A 21,069-nucleotide genomic window follows, 5' to 3' on the forward strand; every position below is an offset into this window, starting at 1 on the left:
GGATCGTGACGGAATAGGCCGGGAACCCTTGTGATCAGACATCGGCGCAGTGAAAAGGTGCCATGCCTGACACCCTGACCATTGTCGTTGTAGAAGAAGACCGCGAGCGCGCGATTGCCATCGTCGATGCGCTCAAGGCGTCTGGGGCTTATGATGTGCATGTGATCGGCAATGTCTCGAGCCTTGCGCGCAAGATCGCCGCGCTGGTGCCCGATGTGGTGCTGATCGACATCGACAACCCGACCCGCGACATGCTTGAGGAACTGACCCTTGCATCCGGGCCACTGGAACGGCCAGTAGCCATGTTTGTCTCGGGCGCGGCGGGCGATTTGACCTCGACCGCGATTGAGGCGGGGCTGTCGGCCTACGTCGTCGACGGCATGCAACCGGATCGGCTGAAGCCCGTGCTGGACGCGGCCATCGCCCGGTTCCAGATCGTCCGGCAAATGCGCCGTGAACTGGCCGAGACCAAACGTGCGCTGGAAGAACGCAAGGTGATCGACCGCGCCAAGGGTCTGCTGATGAAGGCGCGCGGGGTCGAGGAAGAAGAGGCCTATGCCCTGCTACGCAAAGCCGCGATGGATCAGGGCCGCCGCGTCGCTGATGTGGCCGAGGCGCTGGTCACGGCCTCGGGGCTGTTGTCATGAACGCTGTGACCCTGCCCGTTGCTTATGTTCCGCTGGTAGACGCCGCCCCCTTGATCGTGGCGCATGAGATGGGTCTGGCCCGCGCCGAAGGAGTCGAGTTGGACCTGATCGCAGCGCCCTCATGGTCGTCGGTGCGCGATATGTTGGCCTTTGGGCGGGTGGACGCGGCGCAGCTGTTGTCGCCGGTCCCTGTTGCAATGGCCTTGGGGCTGGGCGGGATCACACAACCCTTGTCCGCCGTCTCGGTCCTGTCGGTGAATGGCGACGTGATCGGCGTTAGCCGCACGTTGGAAACCCGCCTACGCGACGCAGGCTATGAGTTCGACTTTCGCGACCCCTTCAAGGCCGCCGCCGCGCTGGCCTCGGTCGCGGATGGGCCATTGGTCTTCGGCGTGCCCTTCCCGTTCTCGCTGCATGTGGAACTGCTGCATTGCTGGCTTGAGGCTACCGAACTGTCCAAAATCGGGGTCGAGGTGCGCACCATCCCGCCACCCCTGATGGCGCAGGCTTTGGCCGAGGGCGATGTGGATGCGTTCTGTGTGGGCGAGCCCTGGGGCTCGGTCGCCGTGGAATCGCAGGCGGGGGCGTTACTGCTGCCCGGTCAGGCGATCTGGGCCTTTGCGCCGGAAAAGGTGCTGGCCGTGCGCACCGACTGGGCGGATACCGAGCCGCACCTGCTGGGCAAGCTGATGCGAGCGGTCTGGCGCGCCGGGCGCTGGCTGGGCCAGCCGGGCAGCCACACCGCCGCCGCTGAAATCCTTGCCCGAGACACCTATCTGAACCTGCCTTCGGAACTGATCGACCGGGCGCTTTCGGGGCGCTTTACCATCACAGGCCACGCCGAACAGCGCGAGGTGCCGGGATTTATCGAGTTCCACGACGGGGCCGCAAACTTCCCATGGCGCAGTCAGGCCAAGTGGATCGCCCACCGTCTGGCGCAACGATACGGTCTGGACCCGCATCTGGCGCTGGCCCAAGCGGGCAGCGTGTTTCGCAGCGATATCTACCGCAATCAACTGGCAGGGTTGGGGGCGGATCTGCCCGGTGCCTCGGAAAAACTTGAGGGCGCGATTCGTGAAACCACACCGGTTGCGTCCCATAACGGGCAGCTGTCGCTGAAGCGGGATGCGTTCTTGGATGGGCGCATTTTTGACCCTCAGGATATCTGACGCCCAAGAATTAGGCAGACGCGCGCGCCGCACCGCGCGATTGCAGAATTTAACGCCGCATCGCAGCAAAATCACTTGATCGGCAGCGGCGCATTTACCACTCTGAACTCATCGGCACGCAAAGGCGTGTGCCGCAAGAATTCCTCCCAAAGTTTGGGAACGACTGAGCAAAGCCGCTCACTCTCTGGCCAATCCTCCCGGTCAGAGCGTGCAGCGGCTTTTGTTTTTCACCCACCCGGTAGACCGGGACCAAGAAAGGGACAGACCCACATGAAGAAATTGCTTGCAGGCCTTGTCGCCACCACCGCCCTGATCAGCCCCGCGCTGGCCGAAACGCTGGAGCTGGAGAAGGACGAGCTGACCTTTGGCTTTATCAAACTGACAGACATGGCCCCGCTGGCCGTCGCCTATGAGAACGGATATTTTCTGGACGAGGGTCTGTTCGTGACGCTTGAGGCACAGGCTAACTGGAAAGTCCTGCTGGACGGTGTGATCGACGGTCAACTGGACGGTGCGCATATGCTGGCCGGTCAGCCGCTGGCCGCAACTATCGGGTACGGCACCGAGGCGCATATCATCACTCCCTTCTCGATGGACCTGAACGGCAACGGCATCACCGTGTCGAACGAGGTCTGGGAAGAGATGAAGCCCAACATCCCGAAAATGGATGACGGCCGCCCGCAGCACCCGATTTCGGCCGAGGCGCTGGCCCCGGTGGTCGAGAAATACAAATCCGAAGGCAAGCCCTTTAACATGGGCATGGTTTTCCCGGTTTCGACCCACAATTACGAACTGCGTTACTGGCTGGCGGCGGGTGGTCTGCATCCCGGTTACTACAGCCCCGAGAATGTAACCGGCCAGATCGGCGCGGATGTGTTCCTGTCGGTGACGCCTCCGCCGCAGATGCCGGCCACGTTGGAAGCGGGCACAATTTATGGCTATTGCGTGGGTGAGCCTTGGAACCAGCAGGCCGTGTTCAAAGGCATCGGCGTTCCGGTCATCACCGATTATGAGCTGTGGAAGAACAACCCCGAAAAGGTGTTCGGCATCAATGCCGAGTTCGCCGAGCAGTACCCCAACACCACCCGCGCCGTGACTAAAGCCCTGATCCGCGCTGCGATATGGCTGGATGAAAACGACAACGCCAACCGCCCCGCCGCGGTCGAGATGCTGAGCCAACCGGAATATGTGGGTGCGGACTACGACGTGATCGCGAACTCGATGACGGGCACGTTCGAATATGAAAAGGGCGACAAACGTGAAGTGCCCGATTTCAACGTCTTCTTCCGCTATAACGCGACCTACCCGTTCTATTCGGACGCCATCTGGTACCTGACCCAGATGCGCCGCTGGGGCCAGATCGCCGAGCCGCAGACCGATGCGTGGTATGACGAGGTCGCCAAGTCGGTCTATCGTCCGGACATCTATCTGGAAGCCGCGAAAATGCTGGTGGATGAGGGTCTGGCGAATGAGGCCGACTTCCCGTGGGAGAGCGACGGCTACAAGGCCCCCACGCCCGCCGAGGATATCATCGACGGCATTCCCTATGACGCCCGCACGCCCAACGCCTATCTGCAAAGCCTGCCGATTGGCCTGAAAGGCGAACAGGTCGTCGTCGGCACCGAAGTTCAGGGTTAACTCCACTGCCTCCCGGCCCTTGGTGGCTGGGGGGCTTCCTTCTCTCTCACAGAATTCCACCCCCGTCCGGCGCTGAACGACCGGGCCAGGAGACCGCAAGATGACAGCCATCGACCACGATACGCTATCCGCTGATGCTGAACGCGAGGCCCGACGCGCCCGCCTGTTCACCCGGATCAACGCCGCCGACAAATGGTTTCAGGTTTTGGGCTTGGCCTGGATCACCCCCATCCTGAAGGCCGGTGCAGGCGACAACCCGCGCGCCCAGATGGGCGAGATTTGGCGCCTGCTGGTCGTACCATTGCTGGCCATCTGTGCCTTTCTGGTTCTCTGGGGCACGTTGGCACCCAAGGTGCAAACCTCGCTGGGCGCAGTGCCTGGTCCGGCGCAGGTCTGGTCCGAAGCCATTAGCCTGCATAAGGACGCACAGGCCAAGGCCGCCAAAAAGGCCAAGTTCGAGGCGATGGTTGAAAAGCGCAACCAGAAGTTCATCGACGCGGGCCAGCCCGAAAAGGTCAAAGAGGTCGCCTATACCGGCGCGCCGAGTTACTACAACCAAATCTGGACCTCGATCAAAACCGTGTTCTTCGGCTTTCTGATCGCAACCATCGTCGCCGTTCCGCTGGGCATCGCTGCAGGCCTGTCGCCAACCGCAAACGCCGCGCTGAACCCGCTTATCCAAATTTTCAAACCGGTATCGCCGCTGGCCTGGCTGCCGATTGTGACCATGATCGTGTCGGCCGTTTACGTCACCAATGACGGCTGGTTCGCAAAATCCTTCCTGATCTCGGCCATTACCGTGACGCTGTGTTCGTTGTGGCCCACGCTGATCAACACCTCGCTGGGTGTGGCGTCGATCGACAAAGATTTGGTGAACGTCTCCAAGGTTCTGAAAATGAACACCTATACCAAGATCACCAAGCTGGTGCTGCCCTCGGCCCTGCCGCTGATCTTCACCGGCCTGCGTCTGTCGCTTGGCGTTGGCTGGATGGTTCTGATCGCGGCTGAAATGCTGGCGCAGAACCCCGGTCTGGGCAAGTTTGTCTGGGATGAGTTCCAGAACGGCTCGTCCAGCTCACTCGCCAAGATCATGGTGGCTGTGTTCACCATCGGCATCATCGGCTTCCTGCTGGATCGCGTGATGTATGCGCTGCAGTCGCTGTTTACCTTCTCAAACAACCGGTGACCCAAATGGCTGTGATCGACTTCAAGAATGTCAGCAAATCTTTTGGCACCGGCACCGCTGCGACGGATGTGCTGAAAGACATCAACCTCTCGGTTCAGGAAGGTGAATTCGTGGTACTGCTGGGTTTTTCCGGTACCGGCAAAACCACACTGATCAACCTGATGGCGGGGATCGAATTCCCCACCAAGGGCAACGTCACCTTTCGCGACAAGGCCATCACCGGCCCCGCGCCGGAGCGGGGGGTGATCTTCCAGAACTACTCGCTGATGCCGTGGCTGACGGTCACGGGCAATGTGCGGCTGGCCGTGGACGCGGTGTTCCCCAAGATGCCCAAGGCCGAGAAAGAGGAAAAGGTAGCCCATTACATTCGCATGGTGGGCCTCAGCCACGCGGCGACCCGTCGCCCCGCCGAGCTGTCGGGTGGGATGCGCCAGCGGGTGAACGTGGCCCGCGCGCTGGCGATGGACCCCGAAGTTCTGCTGCTGGACGAGCCCCTGTCGGCGTTGGATGCATTGACCCGTGGCAATCTGGCGGAAGAGATCGAAAAGATCTGGGAGGCCGACCGCAAGACCTGTGTCCTGATCACCAATGACGTGGACGAAGCGATCCTGCTGGCCGACCGCATCATCCCGCTGAACCCCGATGGCACGTTGGGAACCGAGTTCAAGGTCTCGATCCCCCGCCCACGCGACCGGTCCGCCATGAATCATGACGAGACGTTCAAGTCTCTGCGTGGCGAGGTCACGAAATACCTGATGGATGTGGGTATCGAGGCCAAGGTCGAAGGCACCAAGACCTTGCCCGACGTGACCCCGATCCACGGTGTCCCCGCAGCGGTGAAAGAAGCGCAGTCGGGTCTGATCGACGAGCGCTATCTGGATTTCAGCCAGTTGCACAAGGTCTACCCCACCCCCAAAGGCCCGCTGACCGTGGTCGAGGATTTCAATCTGAAGCTCAACCGTGGTGAGTTCATCTCGCTGATCGGCCACTCGGGCTGCGGCAAGTCCACGGTGCTGACCATGGCCGCTGGTCTGAACGAAATCTCGAAAGGTGCGATCAAGCTGGATGGCCGCCATGTCGAGGGTGCCGATCCGGAACGTGCCGTTGTGTTCCAGTCACCCTCGCTGTTTCCGTGGCTGACCGCCAAGGAAAACGTCTCGGTCGGTGTGGACCGCGTGTATCCGCGCGCCAGTCAGGCCGAGCGGCAGGATGTGGTGGAATACTATCTGGAACGGGTCGGTCTGGCCGACGCGATGGACAAATCCGCCGCTGATATGTCGAACGGAATGCGCCAGCGTGTTGGCATCGCCCGCGCCTTTGCCCTGTCGCCGAAACTGCTGCTGTTGGATGAGCCCTTCGGGATGCTCGACAGCCTCACCCGGTGGGAATTGCAAGAAGTCCTGATGGAGGTCTGGTCCCGCACCAAGGTCACCGCGATCTGCGTAACCCACGACGTGGACGAGGCGATCCTGCTGGCCGACCGCGTGGTGATGATGACCAACGGCCCGCAAGCAACCATCGGCAAGATCACCAATGTCGACCTGCCACGTCCGCGCACCCGCAAGGCGTTGCTGGCCCATCCAGATTACTACGAATACCGGCAAGAGGTGTTGGATTTCCTTGAGGAATACGAGCATGGGGCCAAACCCAAGCCTAAATCCCCTGCCCCCAAAGCCATTGCCGCGGAGTGAACTGATATGAAACAGAAATTGGTTGTCATCGGAGCCGGCATGGCCTCGGGCCGGGTGCTGGAGCACCTGACCGACGCTGCCCCCGATGCGTTCGACATCACCCTGTTCAACGCCGAGCCGCGCGGGAATTATAACCGCATCATGCTGAGCCCTGTGCTGGCCGGTGATCAGACATACCAGGACATCGTCACCCATGACGACGCCTGGTACGGCGAACGCGGGATCACCTGCCGGTTTGGCGAGAAAGTGGTCAAAATCGACCGCGAGTTGAAAGTGGTCGAAGGCGAGAACGGTCATGTTCCCTACGACAAGCTGATCTTCGGCACCGGTTCGAACCCCTTCATGATTCCGATGCCAGGACATGATCTGGACGGCGTGATCGCCTATCGCGATCTGGAAGATACCGAACAGATGATGGGCATGGGCGCGGGCAACAAGGTCGTCGTGATCGGCGGCGGCTTGCTGGGGCTTGAGGCCGCCGCAGGCATGGCCGCGCGCGGGGCTGACGTGACCGTCGTGCATATCATGGGCCATCTGATGGAGCGTCAGTTGGACCCTGCCGCAGGGTACCTACTTAAGAAATCTCTGGAAGAAAAAGGCATCACCGTTCTGCTGAATGCCAAATCGACCGAAATCGCGGGCAAGGATGGCAAGGCCCGGGCGCTGCTGTTGGAGGACGGCACGGAATTGCCCTGCGACCTGTTGGTGATGGCTGTGGGCATCCGACCCAACACCGCGCTGGCGCAGGAAACGGGCCTTGCCGTGGGTCGGGGTATTCATGTCGATGACCAAATGATCACCTCGGACGCCGATATCTATGCCGTTGGCGAATGCGTCGAACATCAGGGCGAGGTTTTTGGCCTTGTCGCGCCGCTCTACGACCAAGCCAAGGTGCTGGCGCAGACCCTGCTGGGCGAGGACGCAGCGTTCAAACAGCGCTCGTTGTCGACCAAACTGAAAGTCACCGGCTGTGATCTGTTCAGTGCAGGCGACTTTGCCGAGGGCGAGACCCGCGAGGACATCGTTTTCCGCGACCCCGCGCGCGGCGTCTATAAACGGCTGGTTCTCGAAGGCGACAAGCTGGTCGGTGCGGTTATGTATGGCGACACCGGCGACAGCAACTGGTTCTTTGGCCTGATCCGCGATGGCGAGGACGTGTCCGAGATGCGTGAAACGCTGATCTTCGGCCCGGCCTATCAGGGAGGCGGCTCTGCGGACCCTCTCTCAGCCGTTGCAGCATTGCCGCCTGAGGCGGAAATCTGTGGCTGCAACGGCGTTTGCAAATCCGACATCACCACCGCCATTGCAGATGGCGCAACCGATCTGGGCGCGATCCGGGCGACCACCAAGGCCAGTGCCTCTTGCGGGACGTGTACCGGACTGGTCGAACAACTGCTGCAGGTCACGCTGGGCGACGACTTCCAGATGCCCACTGCACAGCCCATCTGCGGCTGCTGCGACCTGACCCACGAAGACGTTCGCCGCCTGATCAAATCGCAAGAGTTGAAAAGTCAGGAAGCCGTCTGGCAGGAACTGGGCTGGAAGACGCTCAACGGCTGTCATGTCTGCCGCCCGGCGGTGAATTTCTACCTGCTGGCCGACTGGCCGGTGGAATATCAGGACGACCCGCAAAGCCGCTTCGTCAACGAACGCAAACACGCGAACATTCAAAAAGACGGCACGTTCAGCGTTGTGCCCCGAATGTGGGGCGGCATCACCAACCCGGCGGAACTGCGCGCCATTGCCGATGCCGCCGAGAAATACGATGTGCCCACGGTCAAAGTCACCGGTGGTCAGCGTATCGACCTGCTGGGCGTGAAAGGCGCGGACCTGCCCTATATCTGGTCCGATCTGAACAAGGCCGGGCTGGTCTCGGGCCACGCTTACTCCAAGGGTCTGCGCACGGTGAAAACCTGTGTCGGCACCGATCACTGCCGGTTCGGCACGCAGGACAGCACGGGCCTCGGCGTGAAGCTTGAGAAAATCCTGTGGGGATCATGGACGCCACACAAGCTGAAGCTGGCGGTCTCGGGCTGCCCGCGCAACTGCGCCGAGGCGACCTGCAAGGATATCGGTGTGGTCTGTGTGGACTCGGGCTTCCAGATCAGCATCGGCGGCGCGGCTGGCATGGATGTCAAGGAAACCGAACTGCTGGTGCAGGTTCCAACCGAGGAGGAGGCGATTGAGGTCGTGATGGCCGTCACCCAAGCCTATCGCGAGGGTGGTAAGTATCTGGACCGTTTGTATAAATGGGTGGCGAAGGTCAGCCTCGACTGGATCAAGGAGACCGTGGTGGATGACCTCGACAACCGCCGCGCGCTGGTTGAGCGGTTCGAACTCAGCCAATCCATCTATCGCAAAGACCCATGGGCCGAGCAGGCCAAAGAGGCCCCGCGCTTTGCGCCCATGGCCGATCTGACACTGGAGGCCGCAGAATGAGCTGGATCGACATCGGACATATCGACGACATCCCCCTGCGCGGCGCGCGCGTGGTGAAAACACCCGTGGGCTGCATCGCCCTGTTTCGTACTGCCAAAGATGAGGTCTTTGCGGCCTCGGACACCTGCCCCCACAAGGGCGGGCCGCTCTCCGAAGGCATCGTGCATGGCCAATCCGTCACCTGCCCGCTTCACAACTGGGTATTCGACCTGAACTCAGGTCAGGCACAAGGCGCGGATGAAGGCCAGATCGCCACCTATCCGGTGCAGCTGGACGGCGAGCGTATCCTGTTGGACAGCACCTCATTGGGGCAAAGGAGCGCCGCGTGAAAGACCTGAGTGCCTGCATCACGCGCTCGACCTGTCCTTATTGCGGGGTCGGCTGCGGGGTTCTGCTGCAACCGGATGGCGCGGGGGGCCTGACCGTCACCGGCGACCCGAATCACCCGGCCAATCAGGGGCGGCTCTGTTCCAAAGGCTCGGCTTTGGCCGAAACGGTAGGCCTGTCGCAGCGGCTGCTGGCACCCGTGGTTGCGGGCAAAGAGACTGGCTGGGACGACGCGCTGCAACTGGTTGCCGACCGGTTCCGCGACACCATCGCCGAGCACGGGCCGGATTCGGTGGCTTTCTATGTATCGGGCCAGTTGTTGACCGAGGACTACTATGTCGCCAACAAGCTGATGAAAGGCTTCATCGGCTCGGCCAATATCGACACGAATTCGCGGCTGTGCATGGCCTCAACCGTTGCGGGCCACAAACGCGCTTTTGGCACTGACACTGTGCCCGGCACCTATGAGGATTTGGATGAGGCCGATATGGTTGTGCTGGTCGGGTCCAATCTGGCGTGGTGCCACCCGGTTCTGTATCAGCGCCTGATGGCAGCCCGGCAGGCGCGCGGCACCAGGATCATCGTTGTCGATCCGCGCCGCACGGCGTCCTGTGACAGCGCCGATCTGCACCTGCCGCTGGCCGCTGGCAGTGATGTGGCACTGTTCAACCATCTGCTGACGCAGATCGACGCCGCCGGGTTGGTGGATACGGATTACCTGACCCACACCACCGGCTTTCAGGCGGCGCTGGACAGTGCGCTGGCCGATGATGTCTCGGTCACCGGTCTCGACACCGACGACATCGCGCAGTTCTGTCAGATGTGGTTGAGCACTGAAAAGGTTGTTACGATCTTCAGTCAGGGCGTGAACCAATCCAGTTCGGGCAGCGACAAGGTCAACGCGATCCTGAACTGCCATCTGGCCACGGGTCGCATCGGCAAGCCCGGCTGCGGGCCTCTGTCGGTCACCGGTCAGCCCAACGCGATGGGTGGGCGCGAGGTCGGCGGTCTGGCCAATATGCTCGCCTGCCATCTGGATATCGAAAACGCCGATCACCGCGCCGCCGTGCGCGATTTCTGGTCGGCCCCGACCATGCCCAAGGCTCCGGGCCTCAAGGCCGTGGACCTGTTCCGCGCCGTGGGCGACGGGCGCGTCAAGGCGCTGTGGGTGATCCACACGAACCCCGTGGTTTCAATGCCCGAGGCGGACGCGGTGCGCGATGCTATCGCCGCCTGCCCGTTCACTGTGGTCTCAGACATAACGGCCCGCACCGATACGGCGCGGCTGGCCGACGTGCTGCTGCCTGCGGCCGCGTGGGCCGAAAAAGACGGCACAGTCACCAATTCCGACCGCACGATCAGCCGACAACGTTCGGTTCTGCCCGCACCGGGACAAGCGCGCGCGGATTGGGACATTCTGGCCGAGGTCGGACGACGGATGGGATGGGCCTCGGCCTTCGATTATCAAACTCCCGGAGAGATTTTTCGTGAGTATGCAACCTTGTCCGGCATTGCCGCCAAGTTTGGACGCGATTTCGACATCTCGGGCCTCAGCGACTTGGATGCTGTGGGTTATGACGCTCTTCAGCCAACGCGCTGGCCTGTCACCGCCACACGGCAGGGCGGACGGTTCTTTGCGGATGGGCAATTCTATCACCCCGACGGCAAGGCGCGGCTTTTACCAGTTACATGGCGCGCGCCTGCGGCCAAAACAGAACCGCGTTATCCATTCTGGCTGAACACCGGTCGGCTGCGCGATCAGTGGCACACGATGACCCGTACCGGTCTGTCGGCGCGCCTGTCCGCGCATCTGCCCGAGCCGTTTTTGGACATTCATCCCGATGATGCGCACGACAATGGGATAAACTCCGCCGATCTGGTGCAGGTCGCAAGCCCGCATGGAACATCCATCCTGCGGGCGCGGATTACCAGCGATGTCACACAAGGACAGGTCTTTGCGCCTATACACTGGACCGGAGAAACCGCTCCCTCAGCCCGGATCGACGCTGTGGTCGCTGCGGCGACGGACCCGGTTTCGGGACAGCCCGAAAGCAAAGCGTCCGTGGTGAACGTCACCCGCTTTGACGCCAAATGGTATGGGTTTGCGGTGTCAGATCGCGAAATGCGGCCTTCGTGCGATTATTGGGCGCAAACCCCCACCAAACTCGGCTATCGCGCCGAGTTGGCCGGGATGGATACAATAGATGACTGGCAAACCGCCGCGCGTGATCTTTTCGGATTGCCCGAGGCGCAGATAACGATCGTCGAAGACCCAGCGCGCGGCATGGCGCGGCTGGCGTTTTACGAAGACGGACGATTGGTCGCTGCCTTGTTCATCTCTCCCGAGCCCGTGGCGGTGATGCGCGACTATCTGGCGACTCTGCCACAGGTGCCCGACCTGCTGTCAGGCCGGGCCCCTGCGGACCGGCCCGATCCCGGTCCTGTTCTGTGTTCCTGTTTCGACGTCGGTGTGAATACCATCCTAACCGCTATTGAGACCAAAGGACTGATGACCGTCGAAGCCATTGGCGAGGCCTTGCAGGCCGGAACCAATTGCGGTTCTTGCCGTCCGGAACTGGCGAGCCTGCTGGCGTCAGCACATCAGAAAGAGGCCGCACAGTAACCCTAGAACCGAACCGCCTCTCCGGTCTCCAGCGCCTGTTGCGCGGCCAGACCCATGCGCACAGCCCACATCCCGTCCTGCAGAGTCACTTCGGGGGCGGGTTTGTCGCCCCGCAGGACGGCTAGGAACTCTTGATGCTGATAGAAAGTAGACCCGTTATGGTCACCCGCAGCCAATAGCGTTGGATCGACCGGAATATCCTTGGCAACCGGCCCTTTGGGATGGCGCGGGCTTACAATCAGTTGCGGCACCGGTGCATCGCCAAGATGCTCGGGCCAGAAACGGCCCGGTCCGGGCACCAGCGCCTCGATCTTCGCGTCCGGCCCGACGGCTGAAATCTCCTCCTGATATCGCGCGCCTTCTGCGAACATGCACAGCTCCAGCATGGCACGCGCGCCCGAGGCGAAATCGACCATGACATAGCCGTGGTCCAGAATGTCGGGTGTTTCTCCGTCATACGCCTCGTCCAAATGATTGACAGCCTGCCCCCCGCTTGCTGTCACGCGCACAGGGTCTGATTGCAGGATCAGGCGCATGAGGTCGAAGAAGTGACAGCATTTCTCGACAAAGGTTCCGCCCGTATTACGGTTGAAGCGATTCCAGTTGCCGACCTTTTCCAGAAAGGGAAAGCGGTGCTCTTTGATGGTCAGCATTTTAACGCCGCCAGTCACCTGCGCCCCCTCAATTAAGGCCGCGATGGGCGGCATATAGCGATACTCCATCGCCACCCAGATCGGATGAGGGTAGTCGCGCTGGATGGCGTCAAGCCGCGCCGCATCTGCTGGGTCGGTGAACAGAGGTTTCTCGACCAGCAAAGGCAAGGGCCGCACCCTCGCGATCTGCTTGATCTGATCCACGTGCAAATGATTAGGGCTGGCAATCACGATGCAATCCAGATCGCCCACGGCCAGCAGATCTTCGACCGAACCCACCATCTGCGCATCCGGTACAATCGTCTGCGCCACTTTGGCCATCGCGGCGTCGGGTTCGAAAATCGCCGAGACGCGCGTACCTTCTAGCAATGCGATATTATGCAGGTGTTCCTGCCCCATCATACCGCATCCGATCAGCCCGTAATGGATGGTCCGGGTCATGCGCGTTTCCTTCTACTTCAGACGTTGGACATAGGTGGCCCGATCCGGGTCGAACCACGTTTTTGAAAACTCGACCGGTTCTGGCCCCTCGGACCAGCTGAACCGCTCAATATAACCGGCCGCTTCGCCAGCGGGTTTGGTGAAGGTCTCAGGCGTCCACTGGGGCAGCGCACGGACCGAAACCCGATCCTCGGCCCGCGTGATCCAGAACCCAAGCTGCTGTTGGTAATAGCGATAAAGCGAATCCGAAAGCAGCGTCTGATCGACCTTTCCGGCGGACTCATCCAGCCAGATTTCCTCGACCGCGATGATTGTGTCATTCAAATAGCGCATCCGGCGCACTCGCGAGCCTATGGTCGACGTGCCAAACTCCGGCAGATCGGAGGGTTTTTCCAGATGATCCACCGATAGGATATCGGCGCGCGGCAGGCCCCCGCCTTGGGGTAGTTCCAGCCGGAACATAGCATAAACGCTGTTCTGCGTCCCGGTCTCGCGGATGTAATTGCCCGAGCCCTGGATACGCTCCAACATCCCCTTTTTCTCAAGCTCCGCCAGCGATTTTCGCAGCGTCCCGACCGAGACATTGAGGTTCGCAGCCATGTCCCGTTCGGGCGGCAAGCGCTCGCCGTCGATCAGCCGACCCGCGGCAATGTCGCGGATAAGAAGCTCGGCGATCTGCACATAGATCGGCAGCGCGTTGGGGTTGCGGCTGTTGGCAGTCATTTTCGGAGTGCTTCACCGAGTCGCAGAAAAAATTGATACACTATTGATCTACATCAAAGTGGTTGCTACGCAAGAGGAAAGTCAAAAGATGCACGGAGAACGAATCAAATGACCATCGTCCCCATCACATCCCCCGATCTGGATGCGGCCGAGGTTTCGTGGTTCGCCGCTTTGTGCTCAGACGATTATCAGTTTCTGGGTGTCCCGGATGGTGACCTCCGGTCGAGTTGGGAGCATTGTTCCGGCATCGTCCGCGAGGCCGAGGCGCAAGGGTTCCGAAACATCCTGTGCCCGTCTTCTTATCAGGTCGGTCAGGACACGCTGAGTTTCGTGGCAGGCTGCGCGCCGATCACGGACCGGATAAACCTGCTGGCTGCTGTGCGTTGTGGCGAGATGCAGCCGATCATGCTGGCCCGCACCATTGCGACGCTGGATCACATGCTGCAAGGGCGGCTGACGGTGAATATCATCTCGTCCGATTTCCCTGGCGAAAAGGCCGACAGCGCGTTCCGCTATCAGCGGTCCCGCGAGGTGGTCGAGATCCTCAAGCAAGCCTGGACACAGGATGAGATCAACCATGCGGGTGAGGTCTACAACTTCTCGGGCCTGACCACCGATCCGGCCAAGCCTTATCAGACCGGCGGTCCACTACTGTATTTTGGAGGCTATTCTCCGTCCGCTTTGGACCTTTGTGGCGAGCATTGCGACGTCTACCTGATGTGGCCCGAAACCAAGGATCAACTGGCCGAGCGGATGAAGGCCGTTCACGCCGTGGCTGAAAACTACAACCGCACGTTGGACTACGGCCTGCGCGTTCACATGATCGTCCGCGATACCGAGGCTGAAGCGCAGGAATATGCGGACTACATCGTTTCGAAGCTGGATGACGAATATGGCCGTGCGATCCGGGAACGGGCGCTGGATTCGACCTCTCTGGGCGTGGCGCATCAAGCCAAGAACCGCGATCTGGCGGATGAGTATGGCTATGTAGAACCGGGCCTGTGGACAGGTGTTGGCCGCGCGCGCTCGGGCTGTGGGGCAGCTTTGGTCGGATCGACCGATCAGGTGATGTCCAAGATCGAAGAATATCAAAAGATGGGTATCCGCGCTTTCATCTTCTCAGGCTATCCGCACATGGATGAGGCCAAGCATTTCGGGGCCCGCGTCCTGCCTAATCTGAAAACCTGCTCGCTGCCCGAAAAATACGGGCGCGTGCCTGCAAAAACCCCGGCCACCCCGCTGGGCGCCGGAGTTCGCCGCTGATGCACCGTGTGAAACTATCCGACACGCTGGAACTGAGCCGCATTGTATATGGCATGTGGCGCATCGGGGATGACGATGACACCTCGGCCGGTCATGTCGAGGCCAAGATACAAGCCTGTCTGGATCAGGGGATCACCAGTTTCGATCAGGCGGATATCTACGGCGACTACACGGCCGAAGGCATTCTGGGTGCCGCCCTGCGCGCCAACCCGGCCCTGCGGTCAAAGATGGAGATCGTCACCAAATGCGATATCGTCGCGCCCTGCGGACGGTATTCGGACGCCAAGGTCAAATACTACGACACCTCGCGCGCGCATATTCTGAAATCTGTCGATACTTCTCTGACCGAGATGGCCATCGACTACATCGACCTGCTGCTGATTCACCGTCCTGATCCGTTCATGGACCACGTTGAGACCGGCGCCGCGCTGGATGAGGTGGTCGCCAGCGGCAAGGTGCGCGCTGTCGGCGTGTCGAATTTCCGCCCGTGGGACTGGAGCCTGCTGCAATCGGCCATGAACACGCGTCTGGTCACGAACCAGATCGAGCTGTCTCTGGGCCGGATCGACCCATTCAGCAATGGCGATCTGGCTTTTCATCAACAGCATAACCAACGCGTAATGGCGTGGTCGCCTTTGGGGGGCGGGTTGCTGATGGCCGGAAACCCTCCGGTCGGCGTAGTGGCCGATGAGATAGCTGCCGAATTCGGCGTGGATCGAGCGGCAGTCGCCATCGCTTTCCTATTGGCGCACCCCGCAGGAATTCTGCCGGTTTTGGGCACGAACAATCTGGACCGGATCAAAAGCATCTCGGACGCATTGAAAGTAAATCTGGATCGCGAAAGTTGGTTCCGCCTTTACGAGGCGGCGCTGGGGCATGAGGTACCATGATGAACGCAATCTCAAAGGACATCACTCACACATTCGTCCCGCATAAAGATGACACCCGCACCTTGCGGGACGCTTTTGGCAAGTTTGCGACCGGCGTGACTATCGTCACCTGTGACAGCGACGATGGTCCGGTCTGCATCACCGCCAACAGCTTTTCATCGCTGTCGCTGGACCCCCCGCTGGTGATGTGGGCCGGAGACCGAAATTCGCGCCGGTTCCCCTATTTCCACAAGGCGCGCCATTTCAGCGTGCACGTGCTATCGTCGGAGCAGGCCGATCTGTGTTTTGGCTGCTCTAAAGACGCGTTCGCCCTGCGGGATATCGACCACGACCGCTGCGGGAACGGAACACCTCTGCTGCCGGATTGTCTGGCGCGGTTTGAGTGCGAACAGCACGCCTATCACGATGCAGGCGATCACGTGATCGTGGTGGGCAAAGTCCTGAAAGTCAGCATGGCGGACGGAGACGCGCTGACATTCTACGCCGGGAAACTCGGCCAATTTGCGCAGCACTAAGCGCGATTTGACGACCGCGGGACAAACCTGCGGCTGAACAAGGGAGGATCCGCATGGGCGGACTGGCAACGGCGCTTGCGCCGATTGCATTCGTGAACGAAACCGTGCTGCGTTTGGGCCGCGCGGTTGGTGTCGTTGCGATTGCATTGATGGTGATCGCAATCCTGATTCAGGTGTTCTTCCGATACGTTTTAGGCAACGCCCTACCCTGGCCAGATGAGGCCGCGCGCTTCTGCATGTTGTGGATGACCGGGCTGATGGCCCCCACCGCGTTCCGGCGCGGCGGGTTTGTGGCGATTGATATGCTGCCCATGATGCTGCCACGCGTGCTGGGACAGGTGTTGATGCTGTTTCTGCTTTTCGTCTCGCTGGCAGTGTTGGCCGTCGCCGTGAATATCGGCTGGTCCGAGGTCACGGGTTTTGGCGGCCGTTTCGCCACGGCGGCGCTTTATGTTCCGACCTCGCTGGGGTTTGACGAGTGGTACCGCGTTCCGCGCAGCTGGATGATGGCATCGTTGCTGGTGGGGGTATTCCTGCTGCTGGTCGTCAATATCGAGCTTATCCTGCGGTCGATCGTCAAGATGATGGGCGGCGGAGACCTGCTACCCGAAATCGCAGATGCACCGGTGGGGGCTGAATAGATGCTGATCTGGTTCCTGCCCACCTTCTTGATTTTCCTGATGATCGGCCTGCCGGTCTTTTTCGCACTTCTGGCCGCGCCCGGCATTTTGCTTTGGCTGAACGGCCAAACCAACGACATCACGCTGCTGTACCGGAACGTCTATAACGGTATGGACAGCTTCCCGTTGATGGCGATCCCCTTCTTCATGCTGGCCGGAGAGTTGATGAACCGTGGTGGCATCACCATTCGTCTGGTCGAGTTCTCTCAGGCCCTGATGGGGCACCTGCGCGGCGGTCTGGCCCATGTGAATGTCCTGAGTTCGATCCTGTTTGCCGGCCTGTCGGGCTCGGCGGTCGCCGATACCTCGGCACTGGGCTCGATGCTGATCCCAGCGATGGAGAAACAGGGCTATACCCGCCGCTTCGCCGCTGCGATCACAGCGGCCAGTTCGGTGATCGGGCCAATCATTCCGCCCTCGGGCATCATGATCATCTATGCCTACGTGATGGGTGAAAGCGTGGCCGCCCTGTTTTTGGCAGGCATTGTTCCAGGCGTGATGGTTGGCGTCGGCCTGATGCTGATGATCAAAGTCATGGCCGACAAATACGACTTCCCCGTCGCCAGCCGCAAATACACATGGTCCGAGCGTCGTCAGGCAAGCCTCAAAGCGTTCTTCCCGCTGCTGACCCCCGTCATCATTCTGGGGGGCATCCTCGGCGGCATCTTCACCCCGACCGAGGCTGCTGCGGTCGCTGTAGGCTATGCATTCATCATCGGTTTCTTCGTGCTGCGCACGCTGACCCTGAAAGAAGTGCCCGAGATCCTCAGCAATGCGGGTCTGACCTCCGCGGTGGTTTTGCTGCTGGTGGGCGCTGCGATGGCATTCAAGACCGTGGTCAGCCTTAGCCACGCTCCTGAACAACTGGCGGCACTGATCCTTGGCCTGTCGGAAAATCCGCTGATCCTGCTGTTCCTGATCAACCTGCTGCTGTTCGTCGTCGGCATGTTTCTGGATGCAGGCCCCGCGATCATCATCCTTGGCCCCATCCTTGCGCCCATTTTCACAAGCCTCGGCGTGGACCCGATCCATTTTGCTATTATCATGAGCGTCAACCTGACCGTCGGCCTGGCCACTCCGCCCATGGGGTTGGTGCTGTTCGTGGCCGCCGCCGTATCGCGCGAAAAGGTCGAAACCATTGCCAAGGCGATCCTGCCGTTTCTGGCTGTCGAAATCATAGTGATCTTCCTGATCACCTATGTCCCCGCACTATCCATGACGATCCCGAGGATAACGGGATTTGCAAACTGAACTGAGTATCACAGGGAGGAAACGAATGCTCAGAGACTTCATCAAAACCGCTGCGGTGGCCACCTCGCTGGTGGCCGCATCCGCACTAGCTGCAACGGCTGCTGATTACACCCTGCGCGCCACAGCGAACTCAAACGAAAACGACGAAGACTATGATGGTCTGATCGTCTTCAAGAACTACGTCGAGGCTGCCTCGAACGGTGCCATCGAGGTCGAATTGTTCATCGGCACCCAATTGTGCTCGAACGGGGCCGAGTGCCTGCAAGGCGTGGCCGACGGTACGATCGACATCTATATCTCCACTTCGGGCGGCGCGTCAGGCATCTTCCCCTACGTGCAGGTTCTGGACCTGCCCTATCTGATGGCCGATGACCGCGTGGCCGAGCATGTTCTGTCAGGCGATTTCACCCGCAAGGTCCGCGACATGGCGCTTGAGGATTCCGGTGGCGCGATCCGTCTGATGACCATCGGCAACACCGGCGGCTGGCGCAACTTCGCCAACACCCAGCGTCGCATCGCTGAGCCAGCCGATATGGAAGGTCTGAAAATCCGCACCGTGGTCGCAGACCTGCCTCAGGAGCTGGTCAAGGCACTTGGTGCATCGCCTACTCCGATCCCATGGCCGGAACTGTTCACCAGCTTCCAGACCGGTGTGGTTGAAGGGTCCAAGAACGGCATCACCGACATCATGGGTATGAAATTCCCCGATGCCGGTCTGCAATACGTCACGCTGGACGGCCACGCCTATATGGGTGCGTTGTGGTGGATGAATAACGCCAAGTTCCAGGAGATGCCCGAGGACATGCGCCGCGTGGTGGTCGATGGGTTCTATGCTCTGCAGCAGGCCACCTTTGCCTCGCCCAAGCGCAAGTCGATCCAGGCCTATGAAGATTTCGTCGCCGGTGGCGGGGATCTCTATGTGCCGACACCCGACCAGAAAGCTGCGTTCAAAGAGGCCGCAACGCCGGTTTATGACTGGTTCCAGTCCAACGTGGCCCGCGGGGACGAGGTGTTCAACGCCCTGACCGAAGCGGTTGCTGCAGCCGAGGCTGATATCAACGCCTCTCGCGATGCGGATCTGAACTAAGCGAAAGGGGCCGGGCGCTTCGTCCGGCCCTTACCGAAACGGGTACATCCACCCTTTGTAGTCGTTGACCAGAACATGCGCTCTTTCAATCTGCTCCGGCGACATTTTCTTGACCACTTCCTCAAGGCTGATCGCCGCATCGGGATCACCGCCAATCGCGCTGAGCGTGTACCACATATACGCCCGCACCAGATCGGGCGCGGGCATGCCCAGACCCAGCTCATAATACCAACCGACGCCCGATTGCGCACCCGGATGTCCCTTCATCGAAGCACGCAGATACCAATCAAACGCCCGCTCGTAATCCTGCTCGACCCCCAGCCCAAGGCCGTACATGACGCCGATCAGTTCCTCGGCCTCGGCATTGCCGGACCGCGCGGCTGGCATCAGTTCCTCGCGCGCGGCCTCGAACTCCCCGGCCTCCATCATGTCACGCGCCTGTTCCAGTTCGGCCAGCGCCGGGGTGGCAAGACAGCAAAGGGCAAATACAAGCTGGCGCATTGGGTTTTCTTCCTTTTCGTCGGGGCGGCTGCGGCTCAGGATTTGCCGCGCCCGCTGACCGATGATGACTTTATCCTCTTTGATATGGAACAGGCTGCCATCGGTCATCAACTGTTTTACGACCCGATCCTGTCGGGCAATCAGAACATATCCTGCGCCCACTGCCATCACCCCGATTTCGGCACGTCGGACGGGTTGTCTTTGGGGATCGGTGAAGGCGGACAGGGTCTGGGACCGGACCGCATGCCCGGCGTGGGCGCAGAAAAGATCCGCAAGCGCATCCCGCGCAATTCACCGGGGCTTTGGAACCTTGGGGCAAAAGAGCTTCACACTGTATTCCACGATGGCCGCCTGAGTATCTCGGATGTCTACGGCAACGGATTCAATTCTCCGGCCCAGGAATGGTTGCCTGAGGGGCTGAACTCGCTGCTCGCCGCACAGGCGCTGTTCCCGCTGACCTCGCAATTCGAAATGGCCGGCAATGTCGGCGAAAATCAAGTGACCGGAGCGGTTGCCGACCGGATTGATCTGGGCTGGCCGATCCTTGCCAAGCGCGTGCGCACCGATCCGCGCTATGGCCCGGCCATGGTCGCCGCTTTTGATGAGGTCAACATGACCGAGGACATTACAATCACCCAGATCGCCAACGCCTTAGCCGCGTTCATGGCGGTTGAATGGCGCAGCACCGACAGCACGTTCGATCAATACCTCGCGGGTGACTCCTCGGCGCTGACGGCAGAGCAGAAAGACGGGATGGACCTGTTCTACGGCAAGGCGAATTGCGCCTCGTGCCACTCCGGCCCGCTTATGTCTGATCAAAAATTTCACGCCTTGGCCCTGCCCCCTTTTGGGCCGGGCCGCACGCGGCAATGGGACCCCTATGTGCGTGACGTTGGCCGCATGGGGGAAAGCGACCGCTTGGAAGATGCTTACCGCTTTCGCACTCCGATGTTGCGAAACGTCGCTCTGACGGCGCCCTATGGGCATAATGGAGCATTTCCGGACCTAGAAAACATGATACGCCACCACCTGAATCCAGAACGCAGCCTGTCACAATGGACCCGTGATATGGCTAACCTGCCGAACGTTCCTTGGTTGCACAAAGCCGATTTCGTCGTCTGGGACGACCGGTTGGAAATGGCGCGTGTGCGCGGCAAGATGGACATCACGCCATTGGAATTGTCCGAAGCTGACATCGCAAGTCTCGTGGCATTCCTCAACGCACTGACGGGATCCAGCGTGGACTCTCCACCATTCGGGGTACCGAAAGGCTTCGTTCCCTAAGAAAAACCCCCGCTGGGCGGGGGTTTTCTTTTTATTCCGCCGCTTCCGCGTACGCGTCCAT

General features: G+C 60.6%; 18 protein-coding genes. 15 read left to right on the forward strand and 3 right to left on the reverse strand.

The window, feature by feature from the left end; translation table 11 throughout:
• Window positions 1-62: 62 nt before the first annotated feature.
• The 8 genes from GOV79_RS19330 (at window position 63) to GOV79_RS19365 (ending at window position 11,720) form a co-directional block, all read left to right on the forward strand.
• The gene (locus GOV79_RS19330; protein WP_170774956.1) at window positions 63-647 is read left to right on the forward strand and encodes an ANTAR domain-containing response regulator; all 585 of its coding nucleotides are present in this window, start codon (window positions 63-65) and stop codon (window positions 645-647) included.
• Complete coding sequence (locus GOV79_RS19335; RefSeq protein WP_170791343.1) at window positions 644-1,816, forward strand: CmpA/NrtA family ABC transporter substrate-binding protein; 1,173 nt, start codon at window positions 644-646, stop codon at window positions 1,814-1,816. The genes GOV79_RS19330 and GOV79_RS19335 overlap by 4 nt, the downstream gene beginning before the upstream one ends.
• Window positions 1,817-2,086: 270 nt before the next feature.
• Window positions 2,087-3,454, forward strand: a complete 1,368-nt coding sequence (locus GOV79_RS19340; protein ID WP_170791345.1) for a CmpA/NrtA family ABC transporter substrate-binding protein — start codon at window positions 2,087-2,089, stop codon at window positions 3,452-3,454.
• Window positions 3,455-3,554: 100 nt separating this feature from the next.
• Window positions 3,555-4,640: an ABC transporter permease gene (locus GOV79_RS19345; RefSeq protein ID WP_170791348.1), complete on the forward strand. Its 1,086-nt coding sequence runs from the start codon at window positions 3,555-3,557 to the stop codon at window positions 4,638-4,640.
• A 5-nt stretch (window positions 4,641-4,645) separates the two neighbouring features.
• Entirely contained in the window at window positions 4,646-6,331 is a 1,686-nt protein-coding gene (locus GOV79_RS19350) for an ABC transporter ATP-binding protein (protein ID WP_170791350.1), read from the forward strand.
• A 6-nt stretch (window positions 6,332-6,337) separates the two neighbouring features.
• Entirely contained in the window at window positions 6,338-8,770 is a 2,433-nt protein-coding gene (nirB, locus tag GOV79_RS19355; RefSeq protein WP_170791352.1) for a nitrite reductase large subunit NirB, read from the forward strand.
• Entirely contained in the window at window positions 8,767-9,099 is a 333-nt protein-coding gene (gene nirD, locus GOV79_RS19360) for a nitrite reductase small subunit NirD (RefSeq protein WP_170754709.1), read from the forward strand. The genes nirB and nirD overlap by 4 nt, the downstream gene beginning before the upstream one ends.
• The gene (locus tag GOV79_RS19365; RefSeq protein ID WP_170791354.1) at window positions 9,096-11,720 is read left to right on the forward strand and encodes a molybdopterin-dependent oxidoreductase; all 2,625 of its coding nucleotides are present in this window, start codon (window positions 9,096-9,098) and stop codon (window positions 11,718-11,720) included. The genes nirD and GOV79_RS19365 overlap by 4 nt, the downstream gene beginning before the upstream one ends.
• A 2-nt stretch (window positions 11,721-11,722) precedes the next feature.
• Here GOV79_RS19365 and GOV79_RS19370 read toward each other — a convergent pair whose 3' ends face one another.
• Window positions 11,723-12,814: a Gfo/Idh/MocA family protein gene (locus GOV79_RS19370; protein ID WP_170791356.1), complete on the reverse strand. Its 1,092-nt coding sequence runs from the start codon at window positions 12,812-12,814 to the stop codon at window positions 11,723-11,725.
• A gap of 12 nt (window positions 12,815-12,826) precedes the next feature.
• Window positions 12,827-13,537, reverse strand: a complete 711-nt coding sequence (locus tag GOV79_RS19375) for a GntR family transcriptional regulator (RefSeq protein WP_170791358.1) — start codon at window positions 13,535-13,537, stop codon at window positions 12,827-12,829.
• 108 nt (window positions 13,538-13,645) lie between these two features.
• On the opposite strand from GOV79_RS19375, the gene GOV79_RS19380 reads away from it, so the two are divergent.
• Genes GOV79_RS19380 through GOV79_RS19405 form a run of 6 tightly spaced genes read left to right on the forward strand, consistent with a single transcriptional unit; the run spans window position 13,646 to window position 19,223 of the window.
• Window positions 13,646-14,800, forward strand: coding sequence for an LLM class flavin-dependent oxidoreductase (locus tag GOV79_RS19380; protein ID WP_170791360.1), 1,155 nt, complete (start codon window positions 13,646-13,648; stop codon window positions 14,798-14,800).
• Window positions 14,800-15,690, forward strand: coding sequence for an aldo/keto reductase (locus GOV79_RS19385; RefSeq protein WP_170791362.1), 891 nt, complete (start codon window positions 14,800-14,802; stop codon window positions 15,688-15,690). Before GOV79_RS19380 ends, GOV79_RS19385 begins: the two co-directional genes overlap by 1 nt.
• Window positions 15,690-16,205 carry a flavin reductase family protein gene (locus tag GOV79_RS19390; RefSeq protein WP_170355478.1) on the forward strand — a complete coding sequence of 172 codons (516 nt, stop codon included), beginning with the start codon at window positions 15,690-15,692 and terminating at the stop codon, window positions 16,203-16,205. Before GOV79_RS19385 ends, GOV79_RS19390 begins: the two co-directional genes overlap by 1 nt.
• Window positions 16,206-16,258: 53 nt before the next feature.
• The gene (locus GOV79_RS19395; RefSeq protein WP_170791364.1) at window positions 16,259-16,846 is read left to right on the forward strand and encodes a TRAP transporter small permease; all 588 of its coding nucleotides are present in this window, start codon (window positions 16,259-16,261) and stop codon (window positions 16,844-16,846) included.
• Window positions 16,847-18,136, forward strand: coding sequence for a TRAP transporter large permease (locus GOV79_RS19400; protein ID WP_170783146.1), 1,290 nt, complete (start codon window positions 16,847-16,849; stop codon window positions 18,134-18,136). It begins immediately after the preceding gene.
• Window positions 18,137-18,161: 25 nt separating this feature from the next.
• Window positions 18,162-19,223 carry a TRAP transporter substrate-binding protein gene (locus tag GOV79_RS19405; RefSeq protein WP_170355481.1) on the forward strand — a complete coding sequence of 354 codons (1,062 nt, stop codon included), beginning with the start codon at window positions 18,162-18,164 and terminating at the stop codon, window positions 19,221-19,223.
• A gap of 30 nt (window positions 19,224-19,253) precedes the next feature.
• Here the strand turns inward: GOV79_RS19405 and GOV79_RS19410 are convergent, their stop codons facing one another.
• The gene (locus GOV79_RS19410) at window positions 19,254-19,724 is read right to left on the reverse strand and encodes a tetratricopeptide repeat protein (protein ID WP_170791366.1); all 471 of its coding nucleotides are present in this window, start codon (window positions 19,722-19,724) and stop codon (window positions 19,254-19,256) included.
• Window positions 19,725-19,808: 84 nt separating this feature from the next.
• Between GOV79_RS19410 and GOV79_RS19415 the strand changes: the two genes are divergently transcribed.
• The gene (locus GOV79_RS19415) at window positions 19,809-21,008 is read left to right on the forward strand and encodes a cytochrome-c peroxidase (protein WP_237218067.1); all 1,200 of its coding nucleotides are present in this window, start codon (window positions 19,809-19,811) and stop codon (window positions 21,006-21,008) included.
• The last annotated feature ends 61 nt before the right edge of the window (window positions 21,009-21,069 follow it).

The sequence above is a fragment of the Ruegeria lacuscaerulensis genome (genome assembly GCF_013034745.1).
Classification (GTDB): domain Bacteria; phylum Pseudomonadota; class Alphaproteobacteria; order Rhodobacterales; family Rhodobacteraceae; genus Ruegeria; species Ruegeria lacuscaerulensis_B.